This window comes from Hyphomicrobiales bacterium (assembly GCA_016710435.1).
Taxonomy (GTDB): Bacteria; Pseudomonadota; Alphaproteobacteria; order Rhizobiales; family Aestuariivirgaceae; genus Aestuariivirga.
On sequence record JADJVV010000032.1, the window covers coordinates 1 to 15,702 of the forward strand.

Annotated in this window: 22 protein-coding genes; all 22 read right to left on the minus strand. The window is 63.3% G+C overall.

The features are described 5' to 3' along the window. On the minus strand, positions 1 to 342 hold a 342-nt coding region (locus IPM06_20500), incomplete at its 3' end, for a hypothetical protein (protein ID MBK8772790.1). Positions 343 to 351: 9 nt separating this feature from the next. Then, positions 352 to 1,827 carry a hypothetical protein gene (locus tag IPM06_20505; GenBank protein ID MBK8772791.1) on the minus strand — a complete coding sequence of 492 codons (1,476 nt, stop codon included), beginning with the start codon at positions 1,825 to 1,827 and terminating at the stop codon, positions 352 to 354. Further along, entirely contained in the window at positions 1,827 to 2,234 is a 408-nt protein-coding gene (locus IPM06_20510; GenBank protein ID MBK8772792.1) for a hypothetical protein, read from the minus strand. The genes IPM06_20505 and IPM06_20510 overlap by 1 nt, the downstream gene beginning before the upstream one ends. Continuing rightward, positions 2,231 to 2,797, minus strand: a complete 567-nt coding sequence (locus IPM06_20515) for a hypothetical protein (GenBank protein ID MBK8772793.1) — start codon at positions 2,795 to 2,797, stop codon at positions 2,231 to 2,233. Before IPM06_20515 ends, IPM06_20510 begins: the two co-directional genes overlap by 4 nt. Beyond that, positions 2,794 to 3,417, minus strand: a complete 624-nt coding sequence (locus tag IPM06_20520; GenBank protein MBK8772794.1) for a hypothetical protein — start codon at positions 3,415 to 3,417, stop codon at positions 2,794 to 2,796. Before IPM06_20520 ends, IPM06_20515 begins: the two co-directional genes overlap by 4 nt. Before the next feature lie 38 nt (positions 3,418 to 3,455). Beyond that, a complete protein-coding gene (locus IPM06_20525; protein ID MBK8772795.1) occupies positions 3,456 to 5,150 on the minus strand; it encodes a phage tail tape measure protein in 1,695 nt (564 codons plus the stop codon). Further along, a complete protein-coding gene (locus IPM06_20530) occupies positions 5,140 to 5,412 on the minus strand; it encodes a hypothetical protein (protein ID MBK8772796.1) in 273 nt (90 codons plus the stop codon). The genes IPM06_20525 and IPM06_20530 overlap by 11 nt, the downstream gene beginning before the upstream one ends. Positions 5,413 to 5,486: 74 nt before the next feature. Further along, a complete protein-coding gene (locus IPM06_20535; protein ID MBK8772797.1) occupies positions 5,487 to 5,819 on the minus strand; it encodes a hypothetical protein in 333 nt (110 codons plus the stop codon). Position 5,820: 1 nt separating this feature from the next. Beyond that, positions 5,821 to 5,958 (minus strand): hypothetical protein, encoded by a 138-nt coding sequence (locus IPM06_20540; GenBank protein MBK8772798.1) that lies wholly within the window; start codon positions 5,956 to 5,958, stop codon positions 5,821 to 5,823. Continuing rightward, positions 5,955 to 6,224 carry a hypothetical protein gene (locus tag IPM06_20545; GenBank protein MBK8772799.1) on the minus strand — a complete coding sequence of 90 codons (270 nt, stop codon included), beginning with the start codon at positions 6,222 to 6,224 and terminating at the stop codon, positions 5,955 to 5,957. The genes IPM06_20540 and IPM06_20545 overlap by 4 nt, the downstream gene beginning before the upstream one ends. Positions 6,225 to 6,236: 12 nt before the next feature. After that, positions 6,237 to 6,515, minus strand: a complete 279-nt coding sequence (locus IPM06_20550) for a hypothetical protein (GenBank protein MBK8772800.1) — start codon at positions 6,513 to 6,515, stop codon at positions 6,237 to 6,239. Between the two features lie 112 nt (positions 6,516 to 6,627). After that, positions 6,628 to 7,212 (minus strand): HK97 gp10 family phage protein, encoded by a 585-nt coding sequence (locus IPM06_20555; protein ID MBK8772801.1) that lies wholly within the window; start codon positions 7,210 to 7,212, stop codon positions 6,628 to 6,630. Then, complete coding sequence (locus tag IPM06_20560) at positions 7,209 to 7,493, minus strand: phage head closure protein (GenBank protein MBK8772802.1); 285 nt, start codon at positions 7,491 to 7,493, stop codon at positions 7,209 to 7,211. The genes IPM06_20555 and IPM06_20560 overlap by 4 nt, the downstream gene beginning before the upstream one ends. Positions 7,494 to 7,546: 53 nt before the next feature. Next, positions 7,547 to 7,957: a hypothetical protein gene (locus IPM06_20565; GenBank protein MBK8772803.1), complete on the minus strand. Its 411-nt coding sequence runs from the start codon at positions 7,955 to 7,957 to the stop codon at positions 7,547 to 7,549. A gap of 56 nt (positions 7,958 to 8,013) precedes the next feature. After that, positions 8,014 to 8,589, minus strand: coding sequence for a phage head-tail connector protein (locus tag IPM06_20570; GenBank protein ID MBK8772804.1), 576 nt, complete (start codon positions 8,587 to 8,589; stop codon positions 8,014 to 8,016). A gap of 4 nt (positions 8,590 to 8,593) precedes the next feature. Next, positions 8,594 to 9,469 carry a collagen-like protein gene (locus IPM06_20575; protein ID MBK8772805.1) on the minus strand — a complete coding sequence of 292 codons (876 nt, stop codon included), beginning with the start codon at positions 9,467 to 9,469 and terminating at the stop codon, positions 8,594 to 8,596. Then, positions 9,381 to 10,820: a phage portal protein gene (locus IPM06_20580; protein ID MBK8772806.1), complete on the minus strand. Its 1,440-nt coding sequence runs from the start codon at positions 10,818 to 10,820 to the stop codon at positions 9,381 to 9,383. The genes IPM06_20575 and IPM06_20580 overlap by 89 nt, the downstream gene beginning before the upstream one ends. Before the next feature lie 4 nt (positions 10,821 to 10,824). Continuing rightward, the gene (locus IPM06_20585; GenBank protein MBK8772807.1) at positions 10,825 to 11,076 is read right to left on the minus strand and encodes a hypothetical protein; all 252 of its coding nucleotides are present in this window, start codon (positions 11,074 to 11,076) and stop codon (positions 10,825 to 10,827) included. 67 nt (positions 11,077 to 11,143) lie between these two features. Continuing rightward, complete coding sequence (locus IPM06_20590) at positions 11,144 to 11,509, minus strand: hypothetical protein (GenBank protein ID MBK8772808.1); 366 nt, start codon at positions 11,507 to 11,509, stop codon at positions 11,144 to 11,146. Between the two features lie 95 nt (positions 11,510 to 11,604). Beyond that, positions 11,605 to 13,509 (minus strand): phage major capsid protein, encoded by a 1,905-nt coding sequence (locus tag IPM06_20595; GenBank protein ID MBK8772809.1) that lies wholly within the window; start codon positions 13,507 to 13,509, stop codon positions 11,605 to 11,607. A gap of 21 nt (positions 13,510 to 13,530) precedes the next feature. Next, the gene (locus IPM06_20600; GenBank protein MBK8772810.1) at positions 13,531 to 15,090 is read right to left on the minus strand and encodes a terminase large subunit; all 1,560 of its coding nucleotides are present in this window, start codon (positions 15,088 to 15,090) and stop codon (positions 13,531 to 13,533) included. A gap of 3 nt (positions 15,091 to 15,093) precedes the next feature. Then, on the minus strand, positions 15,094 to 15,663 hold the full coding sequence (locus IPM06_20605; GenBank protein MBK8772811.1) for a P27 family phage terminase small subunit: 570 nt from the start codon (positions 15,661 to 15,663) through the stop codon (positions 15,094 to 15,096). Positions 15,664 to 15,702: the final 39 nt, after the last annotated feature.

A 15,702-nucleotide genomic window follows, 5' to 3' on the forward strand; every position in this document is an offset into this window, starting at 1 on the left:
GCAGTGCCCCGTGGTGGGGCTGCCGGGCGGCGTCGTCAGGTCCTTGTCCTGTACCAGCCAGTGGCGGCGCTGTGCCCCTGCAAGCGCATCGGCCTTGAAGCGCTTGCCGTCGGCCGAGACAAGGCAGGTCAGCCCGTCATGGGGCGTCGTCGCATCGGTGGAATCGTACCAGAACACCAGCCCGCCGAAAGCGATGTGAGTGACGTAGCCAGGCGTCAGGTCCTGCGGGTCTTCGCCCTCGATGACGACATACAACGCCCGCTTCTCGAGCGCCTGTATCAAGCCGTCACGGTTCACCGGCGCCACTCCGGTGAGCAGCGTATCGAAGTCGGTATTCGCCATTGTTTATCCTCAGTTCACCCCGGCCAGCTCGGCGGGTGCGATGGTGAAGGCCTGCTCTTCGGACGCCGACCAATCGTAGATCGAGGCATCATACTCTTCCGCCTCGATCTCGACTTCGAACTTGTCGGGATCAAGTTTGCAGAGGTTGATCTCGAACGTGCCCCCAAGAGCAGCCAGGAAACCAACCTCGATATTGGCGACGTCACCAGCGTTCAGGCGCAAGCCCTCCATGTCTTCACGCCGAGACATCGTCTTGCCAAGGCGGGACCGCTCCATCGTTGCCTTGGCAATCCGTTGTGCCGTTTGGTGGGAGGCCGTGAAGGGCAGTGTGATGGTCATCTCCTGGTCAACACCATCAGCAGCGACATAGGTGGCATTGCGGAGCACGGGCCCGTTTGCGGTCTGGTACTCCCGGTCTGGGGCAACAAACACAGTGCGGACCACATTGATCAGGCTTTTGCGGTCGCGGTGCTGCCGCACAGACATATCGCCTCGGGCGCTATCATCGTTGAAGGTCCATACCGGATTGCGCGCCACGCCAGACAGGATCGAATAGACGCCTGCTCGCCAGATCAGTTTGCCGAGATTGGCGGTCAGCATGTTTTGCACCACTTCGGCTGGATCGGTGGCCAGATCGACCACGCCGTTGATGGTGTATCTGGCCTCGACCTCACCGCTTGCAAGTGTCACGGATTCATTGTCATGGGTCGCCGCTATCTTCAATTCGGCGGTATCAAGACTGTCCCATGAGAGGTTACACCCCTTAGCATAGGTCAGATAGTGGGCAAGGCACAGCGAGGCGTTGTCGCTCCATTGCCAGGTTGCCGGATCGGAAATCGACTGCGCTGCGTCCAGAGGATCATAGACCTTCATGCCGCGCACGAGAAACTGCAGCTGCGGAGCGCCGCTACCCCAGTATTTTTCATGATCATCGGCGCTGGAGCCATAGTCGCACTTGAGCACGATGGTGGCATGGCCGCGCTGCCGGAAGGTGGAGGGCAGTTCGGGGAAGTCGGCGGCCAGGATGGGGTCGATCGCCTGGGTGTCGGTGCCGAGCCGGACACTGGCATAGACATAGGGCGTTGCCCCGTTCACGAAATTCGATGTGGAGACAGATCCCGTCCCGTCGAAGGCGATCAGCTTGCCGTTGATGTAGAACTTCTCCACGGCATCGATCTCATGGCTTGCCAGCACGATGCCGATGTAGAGATAGGGCGGCTTGCATTCGTAGAAGAAGATGGGGCCGCCAACTAGTGATTTGCCGTAGATCAGCCGTTGTGACGGCACGGCCTGCTGGATGGTAGACTTCTGTCCTTCATCAAGGCCACTGCCTTTGACCTTTGGCGCAAGCGCCTTGTTGATGGCGTATGAGGCTCCTGAGAGCGCCACCGTCGTCACGACACTGCCGATGGTCAGGCCACCAATGATCGGCGTGGCGAGGAACGAGAGCAAAGGGGCGAAGGCGAGCGGTGCAGCAAAAGGCATCAGCTCACCCTCCAGGCCAGCACGGCGCGCCACAGCGGCACGCGAGTCACCCCACCACCGATGCGCGCCACCCAGGCGGTGCCGTCCGAAACGGCGAGCTGCGGGCCGATGATGGAAGAGATGACGCCGATCTCCGCCCCATCGAAGGGAAAGGCGACGGGTGTGAGGGCGGCGCGTCGGGACAGTTTCACCGCCGTCTCACCCAGGCCACCCGACGCATAGCGCCACATGGCGGCCGCGGCGGTTTCGGCGTCGCTGTACTTGCCACGCAACGGCTCCATCAGGTCGATGCCGTGGGCCGCCTTCACGGCATCGCAAGCGAAGGTGCAGCAGTCATCCTCGCCCCACACCGGCGCGCGGCCCAGGGCGTCGATGCAGGCAATGGAAATTGCTTCGATCAGTGTCATGTCCGGGTCCAGCTCACCTGCTTTGAGGCGACTTCGGTAGGGATGCGGTCGAAGCCGGTGTCTCCCGCGAAATTCACCTGCTGATCCTCGTTCGTGATATAGCGGGAAATGGGCCGCTGCCAGTAGAAGACGGCCGATGTGGCATTCAGTGTGACCACAGCCGAACCATCCTCCGCAATTGAGGTTGTCACTGTGTCAAGAATGCTTTCGTCAATCAGGATCGGGTCCGGGATCACGACGCCATTGTCATCCAGAAGCGCAAGCCACGCCCGCGCATGGCAACCGCGGACCGGCGTGTCCAGAAACTCACTCAACTGCGGAAAGTCGGTGACACCCGCGATCGTGTAGCTGGTTTCGGTGGTGCGGATTTCAGCAGTTTCCCCCGCGCCGGAAATGCGCCCAAGCCGGCCGACGCCGAGGAAGTCTCTTCCGTCCCACGTGAGAGTACCGGCCCCGCTCCAGAAATAGTGCGTGCCCGTTGTCAACTCGAACGCGGTGAGAAGTGCCGCACGCACGGACTTGCCATGCAAGGCATCATCCATGGCAATCGAGATGGACTTCACGGAATGTCCTCCACAAACGCCAGGGTGAAGGGATCATGAATGTTGAACGTGCGGTTCAGGATGTCGTCGTTTGGCACCAGTCGCATGGTCACCCTCGGCCGCCACAACGTCACGGCATCTCCTGTGGCCACACCGGCGCGAAGGCCCGGCAGGATATTTACGAGGGATTCCCCGGCCGCGTTTGACTGAGCTGCCGCCTTGACCTCGTAGAGGTATCCATTGATCCCGAACAGGTCACCACGCCGAAAGCACTCCTGAGACACAGGAAGGCCGCTCATGTGAACACGGCGTTCGCCCTTGGCAGCGGCCGTGACGATGGCCGGCGACCAGCCGTCTTCGAAACCAGTGCCGTCATCGAACAGAGTGCCGTCGGAAAAGCCGGTAACGCCGCCCGCGAGCGCCCTCGGGAACGGCCGCCACCAATCGAACAGCGCCACGGGTGTTGCCGCCCCCTCAAGGGCTTCGATGAAGCCTTGAAAGTCGATGCCGCTATCCAGGTCGCGGCTGTTCCACGTGAGATCGGCCCGCCATACCGTATCAAGCGAGATCGACTTGCCCGCGCCGGTGTAGGGCGAGGTGGAATACTGGTTGATCGGAGCCAGCCGGAACTTTCCGGACATTGGCGTGAAGTCCGAACTTCCCGGCCATTGCAGTGTTGTCATCCCCTGAACCCCGGATTGGCCGCCGCTTCGCGCTGATATGCGGAGATGGCACCCTTGTTGAAGTTCTTGCGGAGGTTCCGCACCTCCTGCGTGAGCACCGCGAGGCCTTGCCGGTCAGAGTTCGGCGCATTGATATTCACGGTCATTGCACCGCCGCCCGACGAGAGCGTCTGACCCGGTTTGGTGATGTCAACTCGTTCATTTGGCGACTTGCGGAACGCCACAAGCTGGCTGTCGATCCCGCCCGTGCCGCCGGGCATGATGGTCCCCCCCGAGGCGAAGCCGAACAATCCGCCGAGGAATGATTGACCGCCGGCCGCGCCGCCGCCAGCCAGTGCCTGGAACACGCTGTTGATCCCGACCTTTGCAAGGCTGGACAGCAGGTCCTTCAAGGCGTCTTTCAGGTCGAACGTCCCATTGAGCGCGGAATCGATCCACGACTGCATCTGGTTGCCGATCGTTTCAGCAAAGGCATTGCTGGTGTCTTGTGCCGTGGTGCGAACTTCGCCAAGCGCCAGGTCCATGTCGTACAGCGACTTCGTGACCTCCTGGACTTCTTTTGCCGGCGGCTTTGTTGCTGTGCCCCCGCCCTTGAGGGTCGCGGGCGGCAGAACCGGCGCAGGAGGTTTTCCACCGCCCCCTCCACTTCCGGATGTTCCTGGAAGACTGCCCTTGCCGTAGCTGTTCACGAACTGCTGGGAATAGCGGTTTGCCGTCTCCAGTTCCGCGTTGATGGCCGCGATCTTGGCCTTCAGGTCCGTCCAGGCACCTGCGGGATCGAGAGATGCCTTCGTGCCGCTCGTGAAGAAGTCCATGACGTAGCCATAGATGAGACTCATCTTCTGGAATTCGGCGGACGTCTCACGCACGATCGCCACAAGGTTGTTGAACATCACCCGGATGGCGTTGGTGATCCTTTCGGCATTGCTGCCGAGGTCGATATATTCGATGATCTTGCCTGAAAGATCGGCCAGGGATTGAATGAGCGCACCTGCAACGATCTGTGAAAGCCCTTCGCCCGCGGCCTTGAGTCGTGTCAGATTGTCGTTGAAATCCTCGGCGGCGCGCGCCGCTTCCTCGTTCGTGACAATACCGAACCTGCGGGCCTCCTCAGTGGCGCCCGCGATGGCGTCGCGTCCGCCATTCAGAAGCGGGATCATGTCCGCTCCGGCTTTGCCAAACAGGGCCTGGGCCAGGGCCGCCTTCTCTGCCCCGTCACTGTAGCCCCCGAACTTTCCGGCAATATCGGCAATGAGTTCGGCCGTAGGGCGCAATTTTCCATTCGCATCAAGTGCCGAAACACCGATTGCGTTGAGCGCCGCCCCAGCATCGTTTTTCCCGCCACCTGCAATCTCGGCCAGGGAGCGGTTGAACTTCGAGAGGTTAGACGAAAGCCCCTCAAGGCTCACGTCAGCAAGGCGGGCGGCATATTCCAGTCCGGACAGCTGCTCAACCGGGATGCCGATCTTCTGAGCGGCCTTCCCCATCTCATCCATGTGATCGACGGCCGCCCGGATCGAGGATGTGATGGCGCCAAATGACAGCGCGGCAACTGCCCCGGCCGCGAATGCCTTGATGCCGGCACCGAGAGTGCCGAGCGTGCTCTGCGCGCGCTTCGCTCCATTCTGGAACTCGGCGCTGTCCATGCCGAGGTTGACGCGAAGTGAACCGATGACAGCATTACCGGCCATTGAACTTCACCAACTCTTTTGGGTCACCGCCGAAAGCCAGAAAGATGGCCTTCATCTGTGCCAGTTGAATTTCAGATGACTGCTTGCGGGGCGGCGATCGCCGGGGTTTTTTCCCGCTTTGCATTTCATGAAGTTTGGGCAACTTCTTGGAACGTCCCAGGGCTGCGATGTGCCAGGCGGTCCAGGCCCTGTCGTCCTGTTCACGCACGAGGCGCGTGATGGTGGCAGTCATTTCCCGAGCGATCTCGGCGGGAGTCAGCATCCAGAAGCGGCCCGGTTCCTGTCCGATCTCCACCCAATCAGAGTGAAGTCGCGGCCAATCCCAGCCCGCTCCCGCTACAGAGGGTTTTCCGGTGACGCCTCCCCGGCATCCTTCGGGAAGGTGACGGCGACCAGCTGGGCGATTTTCAGCACGGCAACCTTTATACCTACATCATCGATGATGGTTCCAGCACCCACGAGCGTGATGCCCGGAACGCTCTCGGTGAGAGCTGCCCAGACAATCGCCCGCACGCTTCGGAAATCGACACTCTCCAGACCCGAGAACACTTCCGGCGCGCTGCGCTGAAGCACGCCTTCCAATTCACAAAGCGCATTGGCCGACAGCCGCATGGTGTAGGCCCTGCCGTCTGCCTCGAGGACGACTTCGCCACGATGCTTGTTCGCCATGTTAAGATGCCAGCAGCGTCGGTTTGCCGGTCACCTTGAAGGTGGCGCTCGCCGTCATCTTGTCATCAAGTGGAACTGTTGCCTCATAGGCCGTGACGATGGCGTCAAACTGCACTTTCACACCGCTGGCGTGCCTCACCTGGAAAGCTCCTTCCCGGCGATCATGGCGGCCACGATCACGTCAGAGGCCGAGGGCACGAAATTCAGTTCGATGGTGACTTCACCGGCATCCATCAGGCCGGGGATGTATTCCCGGAAGGTGTCGGGGCTCGCCATGTGCGTGGCGTCCACTGCGTCACGTGAATAGCCAGGCCATGTGATGTTGGTGACTTCCGCAACATCAACATAGGCGCTGCCGCTGTAGATGGCGAAGGATGAACCGTAGCCGATGGCTGCGCTTGTCATTTGGTCAATCTCCTATTTGTGCCAAACCATGAAATCGAGTGAGACCCCGTGCAGATCGGCGGGGGATTCGTCATCATCAATCAGATCGCGCTCAGCGATCAGAAAGATGCCGTCGAATGTCGTTGCACCTTGCGTGCCACTATAACCTGACAGCACCGCTTCCACTGCCCGCGCCACAGCCTTTGCGCTGGCATATGTGCTGCCGTAGCAATCAACCTGAACGCGGCTTTCCACGAGGCCAGTTGCGCCGCTCAACTTGTAGTCGCGGACCCCGGAAATGCGCCGCAGGATGACGTAGGGGAGCCCGCCGGCGGCGCGATCCTATTCCAGTTCACGCGGGCGGAAACGAGGTCTGACACCCCGGTCGATGCCAGCAGAAGCGCGATCAACGACTCTTCCACGATCAGCCCCCAAGTTCGTGTGCCATCAGCGCAGCCATGGATGCGGCATTTTTCACCGCCAACGACTGTCGCTTGCTCTTTGCGATACGCTTTGCCGTGGCGATGATCTCGCCAGCCAGCTCTCGTCGGCATATCGCAAGCGCGTTCATCTTCTCGGCATCCCATGCCGGCCGCAGGTAAGGCTGCGGCGCCTGTTTCACGGAACCGAACTCCTGCACGATGGCCTTGATTGCGAAGCGCTTCGACTTCGCCTTCTCGGGGCCAACAAATGCCATTGCGAATGTACCGCCACTGGCATTGCGCCTGGCATCGCGCATCGCGGCGAGGGCCTGCCCTTTTGATCCGCCACCTCTCATCACCTCCGCAAACTCGGCGCGGCCCACATTGTTGCCGATCCGCGTTCCAACCTTGATACTGGACCGCAATGCTCCTGTTTCCACGGGAGCATTGGCCTGGGCGGCGTTCGCAATCGGCTGTGCAGCCTTTGCAAGGGTGCGCAGCAAGGTGCGTTTGGCGGCAGCTTTGGACAGCTGCCCGAGAGCGGCATCCAGTTCCTTGAAGCCGGTCGCCCTCATGTAGAGCTTCACGGATGTTCAGCCCTTGCTGTTGCCGTAATCTCGTAGCCTTCCCGGCGGCCAATTTCCTTGACACCGTTCACGTCGAACAGGCGGTCTTCAAACTTGATCCGGTCACGCGGGTCCACCGTGGCGGCCATTGCGGAATGCCGCACCGTGAACCGGTATTTGGAAGTGGCGAGGGTTTCCCCTGCCCGCTGCCGCTCGCCGTCAGAAACCGGAACTGCCCCCGCCCACACAGTCGCCATCGGGTTCCAGGTCGGCAATTCCTCGTTGAAGGAATTGCGCGACACGGATGCCCGGAGGATCGTGATGCGTCGGTCGAGACTGCCCGCTTTCATGGCTCTTACAGCGCCACACCGCTTGAAGTGATGTTCACTTTGAGCACGGTCGTGCTCGTGGCAATGCCAATCACGGACGGATATTCACCGCTGGAGAGATCAGCCACAGCACAGATGCCCCCGGCCGTGTCGCTCAGATAGTAGGCGACACCCGCAGTCAGGACCGCATTGAGGGTGATGTTGCCGGATTTCAAAACCTTGATGGGCTGGCCACTCGCACCGCCGTTGAGGGCAATGCCCTGCGGCGTGCGAATAGCTGCTGTTGCGCCATTGTTGTCAGCAAGCTTCCACGATCCGTCGGACGTGTCCTTGTAGAGCACCTGGCCAGCGGTGGCGGCGGCACCAAGGACACCGGCCTCGGTAATGGCGTCAGCAGCGGCGAGAACGCTGGTGGCGGTGATTGAAATGTCTGCCATATGTCATCTCCTTTGAATCGTCGGTAAATTATCGCAACGTCCGCGCAGGCGGCACCTCACACGAACATGATGCGGTAGGACGAGATCAGCGCCTTCACGCCCAGCGGCAACTCCTCAAAGCCGCCCTCGCCAACCGCTTCGCGGTTTTTATGCCAGTGTGCGGCGAGCAGCTTGATTGCGTGCTTGATGTCGTCGGGAACGCTGGTGGCAGCAGCGCCAAATCCCGCCTTCCAGGTGACGGTGACGGCATCGGGCCGTGTTGCCGTGGCGGGCCAGCTTTCGCCCGCCTTCAACGCCACGAAGGGCCCGGCATAATCGGTGTAGCCGTCGTAGATGCCGGCATCGGCTGTCTGGGATGCACCGTCTGCGTCGTAATAGGTGATGCTCTCGATAGAGATCAGGTCGCCCCGCGCCAGCTGCAGTACGCCACAGCACTCATCGAAGCTCTGCACCATTGTCTGGGATACAAAAGCGCGGCCCGAGATCTGTTCAAGATGCGTGATTGCTGCCTTGAGCAGCGTCTCCAGGTAGCCGTCTTCTTCATCCCAGTCAAAGCGGGTCTGGGACTTGAGTTCAGCGACCGTGACGGCCAGCACCGTCGGGGGCGCCGTGATCCTTGCGCGCAGCGTCATGGTCTCACCCGATCTTCGACAGCAGCGGATAGAGATCGCAGGTCACGACGCTGCCGTCGGCATTGCGGAGCGTGAGCAGGCCCTCCTCCGAGACGTTCATCGCCACGATGGCGGGACCGGGGTCACCACGTTCCCCACGCTCCCCTTGTGGGCCGGGCTGGCCGCGCTTTCCCTGCGCCACCATGAGCTGCCATCCCGGACCCGGACATGGGCCCGGATCATCCCTGAGGGCAACAAAGGAGGCACCGTTGAGCGCGACGACATCGAGCGCCGCATAGATCGCATCAGCCGCATGGGTGCCACAGAACCGCGTGGCACGGCCATCGGCACCGTCCCGTCCGGCCGCCGCCAGCACCTGCCAGTCGTCATGCGGCGGCGCCTTGCCGGTGTCGTGCCGCGCCTGGAAGGTCGCACCCTCGAAGGTGACGACAGCCCCGGCATAATGGACGCCATCAGCCCAAACCTTGACCTGGGGCAACAGGCCGGCAGGCCCTTGCGGACCCGTCTCGCCCTTTTCACCTGGCGGCCCGGCAAGGCCGGGCTCACCCCGCACCCCCGGCAATCCCTGATCTCCGGTGACTCCCGGAAGTCCCTGTTCTCCCCGTTCGCCGGCGGCACCGGGCGCACCATCCGTGCCGTCGCGCAGCGCGGCACAGCGGGCGTTGATCCCGTCGATGGCCTGGTTGAATTCTGCCGCCTTGCCATCGTGCCACGCCTGGAGAAGTGTCCGGTCGGCCAGCATCTCGTGGCGCATGGCCACGATCGCCTTGGCAATCCGGTCGGCGGCGGCGTCAATGAAGGCTTTGAGCGTGTTTTGCTGTGAGCTCATCGATCTGCTTTCCGAAGTCGTCGAAGCTGCGCCCCGATGTGTCGTCCGCATTGCCGTCCGGCGTGTCCGCACCGTCGCCGGTGCCGTCCCCCTCGCCCGCAGGATCCGCTGCGGGGGGCGGCGGCAGGGCCTTGGCGGGATCGGGCGGCTTGAGGTCTGTTCCGTAACTCAGTGGCACCACCTGCTGCTGCACGCGCGGCATGCGGCCATGGCCCCCTTCGACGGCGGCGAGGTCTTCCTTCTCGCGCGCTTCGTCGGGGGAAAAGATGCCGGTGATCACGGCCCGCGACAGGCCTTCCATGCGCTCACGGAAGGCGCTGCGCTGCAGGGCCGCGGTGTCGAGTTCGAGGTATTCGCTGGGAAGGCCCCTCAGCCGGAAGAGCTGGCCGAAGGCCTCCTCGATGTGGTTGAGGCAGAAGCCGAGGCCCGACGCGATCCACGACTGCATCAGCAGTTCGGTCGAAGCGAAGGACGTGCCGCCCAGCCCCAGCACCTGCAGCGGCATGCGGAAGGCGAGGGCCACACTCTGGTCGCTGAGCTTCAGCAGTTCCGCCAGCTGCGAGTCGGACGCCTTCATGGTCTGCGGAACGGCCTTGAGGCCCCAGGCGAGGATCGGCGTGCCGCCGGCATTCTCGCCCTTGGTCTGTTCATCCCAGCGGGTGCGAAGTTCCCTGGCCTGCTCCGGCGTGAGCTGCTGGTCGGTTTCGAGGGTGAAGGAGGGCCGCGCCTGGTTGAGATAGAAGGCGACCTGCTGGTTGAGGGCGGCACCGGCCAGGGCGCGGTCGAGCACCGTGGCGAGGATCGGGCTTTCACCCTTCAGCGGATTGCGCGGCGTGTGCAGGCGCACATGCAGCACATCGCGGGCCGGGACCGGGGCGGAAAGGTCGAAACGGTATTCGGCCACCTCGTTGCCCGACAGGCGGTAGAAGATCGAGCCATCCGAGGCGGCGATAAAGGGCGCGCCGTGGCGCATGAGGTGCAGCTCGTCCACCTCGCCACGGCCGTTGCGGATGGCAACGGCGAAGGCTTCGCCGTCCTCGTAGAGGCGGCGGGTGAGGTTCAGCAGCAGGTCGGAAATTGTCTGGTAATCGTTGGGGCGCTGCAGGATGCGCGACAGGTCGGAATTCTCGACGCGCTCGCGGCCGCCATTTTCAAGTTTGCGCCAGTGCGTGCCGGGGCACATGGCCACCGTCTGGGCATAGGCCGAGACACAGGCCTCGACCATGGCGGTGCTCTCGCCATAGGGGTTCAGCGAATAGCCCATCTGCCACCAGTTCATGAAGCGGCCGGCGGAGGCCGAGAGGAATCCGCCCGTGAGGGCATAGGGCCCCGGACGGTATTGTCCCTCGGACACCGAACGCTTCAGCCAGGACGGCACAAGGCGGGAGAGCACATTGGCCACGGCGTCAGGCCTTCCTGGTCTTGTAGCCGCGCTTGGTATCTTCCGGCTTCAGCTCGCGGCCCTTGCTGGAAGGTGAAGGTGAGGCTGTGCGGGCGGCCTCCATCTCGTGCGCGTCCATGCCGCGCGAGCGCGGCACCTGGCCACGCATGGCGACGGCGGAACCGCTGGCATGGCGCAGCACGCCATCATCGCCCGTTGCGCATTCATTGGGATCGACAGGCGTGCCGTCGTCCAGGACATACCAAGTTTCACGCATGGGCGGGATCTCCGGTTGAAGGAACAGGGCGGCACGGCAACGGTGCCGCCCTGCGCGAGGTCAGGCGTCAGTCTTCGACGAGGATGTGGAATGCGCCGGTCTTGGCGTTGCCCCCCGATGCGATCGCAATCTTCACGCGGTCTCGGCCGAGGGCGATCTTGTCGTTCACGGCAACGCCGCCCGAGGCATAGAGCGCTGCAACGCCGGCATTGGAATGGGTGGCGCCGCGCGGGAAGCAGGCCTTGGCGGCGTTGACATTGGCTTCCGTCCAGATGGTCTCGGCCGTTGCTTCCGCAGTGATGGTGAAGTCGACACCATCGGTGAAGTCGGTCTTGACGTAGTGGATGGCGTGGATCTTGCCCGAGATGTAGGGCGAGTAAGCCGTGGCCGAGCCGTCCGAGGCCGTGGTCACGGAGACAACGTGTCTGCGCATGGTCATGGTGTGTGGTCCCTGGAAATGGGTTGCGGGTTTCATGGGTGGAAGATGTGGGGGATGGAGGGCCGCCCGTCAGGCCGCCCTCCGGCTGGTTACCAGGTGGTGGTGTCGATCCACTGCACCATGCCGGTGCGGCGCATCTTCCAGCTGATGTCCATGAGCATGCGGATGCCCACGCTGTTGGTCTGCCACAGGCTGCGCACCGGGTCGGCCGCGGTCGGGCCGGTGCCGCTCACGATCTCGAGCGGCGTGGTGTCTTCCATGTGGATGGTCGCCTGTTCGGAGACATCGAACTCCGGCGCATCGCCCGTCGCCGTGGCGAAGTCCGAGTTGCGGAGTGCGATGAGGCGGTTGGCCGTGGCGTGCGTCGACTCGATGAGCGTGACGCGGTCGCGGATCGCCTTGAACCAATCGGGGTTGCCGATCGGACCCTCCATGAGCGCGAGGCTCAGGCCCTGCGCCGAATTCATCACCACGGTGATGTTGTCGGCGGCATTGGCCGCGATGAAGGGCGCGAGCAGCGCCTTGAAGTCTTCCTTCACCGCCGCATAGTCGCCGCCGGCAAAGCCGTTGGCGGCAGCGCTCACGCCGTTCAGGAGACCTGCCGGACGGGCCGTCGAGGAGGCGACGGCATCGAGCAGCAGCGGGTCGAGCACGGACGAGGTATCCTCGAGGATGGCCTGGCGGACGAGCGCTTCGATCGCCGGCGTCGAACGCTTGGCCAGTTCCTTCGAGAACGGGATGATCACGCCCATCTTGCTGGGCGTCATCGTGGTCGCTGCCGTGGTGATGCGGCCGACGCGGATGGGCGAGCCTTCCGCCACGAAGCCGCCACCGGAGCCGCCCGCGGTGCGGCTGGGGATCGACACCGTGCCGGCACCATCGAAGCTGAGGCCGACGCCGCGATCACGGAGAGCGGGATAGATCGAGAAGCCGGTGAGCGCCGTCAGGAAGTCGGCATAGGCCGTCTGGATCAGTTCAGAGGCCCAGCCCGAGACGCCGGTCGTGCCCAGGGTCTGGTCGGCCTTGCAGATGACGGCGGTCGCTTCATGGCCGGGGTAGCGTTCATCGAGCACCCGCTTGATCTCCTTGCCCGTGATGAGCGAGATCGCATTGGCGACGGCGGCGCGCACCATCAGGTCGCGGCCCTTCACTTCCTTCTGGGCAAAGCCCAGCGGACGGCGGGCGATCGGCGGAGCGGCTGCGGCAGAACCGGCGGCGGGGGTGACGGGGTCGCGGCCGATCTTGGCCTCGGCTCCCTTCAGCACCGAGAGGGTGCGCTCGGCGGTGTCGACTTCCGCCGTCACGGCCTCGATCGCATCGAGGTCGAGATCATCGGCGGCGTTGAGTTCAGCCAGCTTGTCGCGCTTGCTGTTAAGGGCGTCCTGCGCATCGGTGATGCGCTGAGCGAGGGTCTTCATGATGTGTTGTCCTTTGTTGAGCGGGTATCGGGGTGATGCGGCCTGCCCGCCGCCTGGAGACACGTCCCTTCGCCTCGCATCGGCGTGCTCGCCAAAGGCCAGGGACATGGTTTCGGGTGAAAGGTTGAGCGACTTGGCAAGCGCCAGGGCCGCCGGATTGGCCGGGACCGAGACGAGCGAGCACTCGCGCAGCTCCTGCTTGATGTAGCGTTGCGGGCCATAGGGCCGGGCGGGGTCGAGTGGTTCCGATTTGACCGGCACGAATCCCACCGAGACCGCGCGCAAAATGCCCTGTTCCACAAGGCTGATCAGTTCATCGATGCGCGAACTCGTGCCACGGGCCGCGAGCTTCAGGCGGCCCAGCAGCTTGCCGCCCTCGACGCGCACGTCTTCCCAGATGCCGATCGGCCAGCTGCTGGCGTGGCTGAAGAGCGCAATGGGATTCTTCTTGAAGTTCCGGAGGTCCCAGCCCGACGGTTCGATCATGTCGCCATAGCTGTCGATCGTCGCGTCGGAGAGCACGAACTCGAGGCCGGCCGTCTGGCCGCTGCCGGTCTTGCGGATGATCATGGTCATTGCTCCTGCTGCGGCCCCGTCTCAGGCCAGCATTCCGTCGATTGTTGCCTTGGGTTCGGCGGGCTTCCAGCCGACGCCGAGCGCCACCACGCAGGCGGCGATGCCGTCGATCTTCTCCGTCGACTTGTCCTTGGCGGCCTTGATGTTGCCGGCCGCGTCCGAGGTGATCGCCACGTTGGAGGCCATCCATTCCAGAACCGGGTGGTGGCCGTGCTCGATCGCATGGCTCATCACCAGGCGTTCCAGTTCCTTCGAAGGCGCGTTGAGCGAGCCGAAGCCCTGCCGGTATTCCTCCACCGGCAAACCCTCGCCCTTGAGCTGGATGCTCAGTTGCGTGGCGTTCCACGGGTCGAACCCCAGCTTCTCGATGCGGAAGTCGGCCGCATCGCGGAAGATCTGTTCCTTGACGAAATCATAGTCCGTCACGTTGCCCGGGGTGGCGATGAGTGCGCCCGAGCGCTTCCACAGGTCATAGGGCACGCGGTCGCGGCGCGAGCGCACCGTGATCGCCTCTTCGGGCACGAAGAAGCGGCAGAGGATCACCGGCCGTTCGTTGCCGAGCGGCGGAAACCACAACACCAGTGCGGTGATGTCCGAGGTGCTCGCAAGATCGAGCCCGGCATAGCAGGTCCGGCCCTTGAGGCTGTTGCCCAACGTGCGCCAGGCTTCATCCGCCTTGCTGTAGTCCGAGCACTGGCGCCAGTGGTCCATGGGCAGCCAGCGCACCGCCTGTTCTACCCACAGGTTCAGGTGATAGCGCTTGAAGTCGTTCTCGAGGCGCGGGCTTTCCATGGCCTGCCGGCACTGGTCTTCGAGGTAGGAGAGCTTGAGCGAGGTGCCGAGGTTCGGGTTGGCCTTCGCCCAGATTGCCGGATCGGTCCAGTCGTCGTCCTGGTCGGCGCAGTAGATCACCACATAGGTCTCGGGGTCCTCGATGATGCCATCGCGGATCTTCACCGATGTGTTCCACAGCTCCCAGCCGAAGCCGACGCGCTCTCCCGCCGTCGAGATGATGAAGTCGAGGGGCTGGCGGCGTGCGCCCATGCCCTGGACGAGAAAGGTGTGCAGGCGGGAGTCGCGCCATTCATGCGCCTCGTCGCCGATGATGCAGTGCGGGTTCAGGCCGTGCTTGCCCTTGGGAATGCCCGAGAGCGGCCGCCACGATCCCATCAGGCTCGGGCAGAACAACCCGGTCTGGTTCGGTTCGATGTGCTGGGCAAGCTCCGGCGAGAAGCTCACCATCTTCGAGGCGCGCTCGAAGGAAATCTTCGCCTGGCTCTTGTCCGTGGCGCAGCTGAAGATCTGCGCACCGGGTTCGCCGTCGCCCATCAGCAGCATGTGGCCGATGCCGGCGGCGAGTTCGGTCTTGCCGTTCTTGCGCGGCTCCCACCAGCGCACGCGGCGGTAGCGGCGCAGGCCGTCCGATTTGCGCCGCCATCCGAAGATCTGGCGCACGTGATCGGCCTGGTGCTTCGACAGATAGAAGGGCCGTCCGGCCCACTCACCTTCCGTCAGGCACAGGTAGCGCGGGAAGAACTGCACCGCACTCTCGGCCAGTCCCGCGTCGTAATAGTATTCCATGGTTCAATGCGGACGGTTGAGAAAGCCGATCGGGCTTTCCCCAAGTCCAGCAGACTCCTTCGGCTTCTCCGCACCCTGCGGCTTCTCAACACCATCACCGAACAGGTCTCCGGGCGGCAGTTGCGGGGCGTTGATCAGCCCGCGCACGATCGACTGCCGCGACGTCGGGTTGAGGCCGAGGCGGTCCTCCAGGGCCATGATGTGCTGCTCGACCTTGAACAGCGAGGCGAAGAGCGGGTGCACGCGGAGCATCTTGCCGTGCTTGCTCGCCGTCTCGTAGTAGACATCCGCCTTCTTGCCGGTGAGCCGCTTCTTGATCGACACCCAGCGGGCGAGATAGACGGCCCAGCGGCCGAGGGCATCGGCATCGGTGGCGCGGATATAGCGCGCCGTGTTCAGCGCTTCGCAGGCGCGAGCGAAAATCTTCCGTTCCTCTGGTGAGGTTATGAAGGCCGGCGGCGGGATCCGCGCGATCGGCTCGTCGGATTGCCGCGCCAGATGGAGGCGGCGCTTCCCGGGATTGCCCTTGAGCGCCTTGATCTCATCCGGCAACGCCTTGCGCCCGCGCACCATCGCATCCTCGCTGTGTGAAAAAAAAAGTTTGAGCAATTT

What these genes read in the sequence shown, in the direction of transcription:
- IPM06_20520 (MBK8772794.1), bottom strand. Translation starts at nt 3,417, where the DNA reads ATGTCCGGAAAGTTCCGGCTGGCTCCGATCAACCAGTATTCCACCTCG.
- IPM06_20570 (MBK8772804.1), bottom strand. Translation starts at nt 8,589, where the DNA reads ATGACGCTGCGCGCAAGGATCACGGCGCCCCCGACGGTGCTGGCCGTC.
- IPM06_20505 (MBK8772791.1), bottom strand. Translation starts at nt 1,827, where the DNA reads ATGCCTTTTGCTGCACCGCTCGCCTTCGCCCCTTTGCTCTCGTTCCTC.
- IPM06_20530 (MBK8772796.1), bottom strand. Translation starts at nt 5,412, where the DNA reads ATGCTGACTCCCGCCGAGATCGCTCGGGAAATGACTGCCACCATCACG.
- IPM06_20510 (MBK8772792.1), bottom strand. Translation starts at nt 2,234, where the DNA reads ATGACACTGATCGAAGCAATTTCCATTGCCTGCATCGACGCCCTGGGC.
- IPM06_20600 (MBK8772810.1), bottom strand. Translation starts at nt 15,090, where the DNA reads ATGGAATACTATTACGACGCGGGACTGGCCGAGAGTGCGGTGCAGTTC.
- IPM06_20535 (MBK8772797.1), bottom strand. Translation starts at nt 5,819, where the DNA reads ATGGCGAACAAGCATCGTGGCGAAGTCGTCCTCGAGGCAGACGGCAGG.
- IPM06_20595 (MBK8772809.1), bottom strand. Translation starts at nt 13,509, where the DNA reads ATGACCATGATCATCCGCAAGACCGGCAGCGGCCAGACGGCCGGCCTC.
- IPM06_20585 (MBK8772807.1), bottom strand. Translation starts at nt 11,076, where the DNA reads ATGCGTGAAACTTGGTATGTCCTGGACGACGGCACGCCTGTCGATCCC.
- IPM06_20525 (MBK8772795.1), bottom strand. Translation starts at nt 5,150, where the DNA reads ATGGCCGGTAATGCTGTCATCGGTTCACTTCGCGTCAACCTCGGCATG.
- IPM06_20545 (MBK8772799.1), bottom strand. Translation starts at nt 6,224, where the DNA reads ATGACAAGCGCAGCCATCGGCTACGGTTCATCCTTCGCCATCTACAGC.
- IPM06_20605 (MBK8772811.1), bottom strand. Translation starts at nt 15,663, where the DNA reads ATGGTGCGCGGGCGCAAGGCGTTGCCGGATGAGATCAAGGCGCTCAAG.
- IPM06_20565 (MBK8772803.1), bottom strand. Translation starts at nt 7,957, where the DNA reads ATGGCAGACATTTCAATCACCGCCACCAGCGTTCTCGCCGCTGCTGAC.
- IPM06_20590 (MBK8772808.1), bottom strand. Translation starts at nt 11,509, where the DNA reads ATGCGCAGACACGTTGTCTCCGTGACCACGGCCTCGGACGGCTCGGCC.
- IPM06_20575 (MBK8772805.1), bottom strand. Translation starts at nt 9,469, where the DNA reads ATGCGGACGACACATCGGGGCGCAGCTTCGACGACTTCGGAAAGCAGA.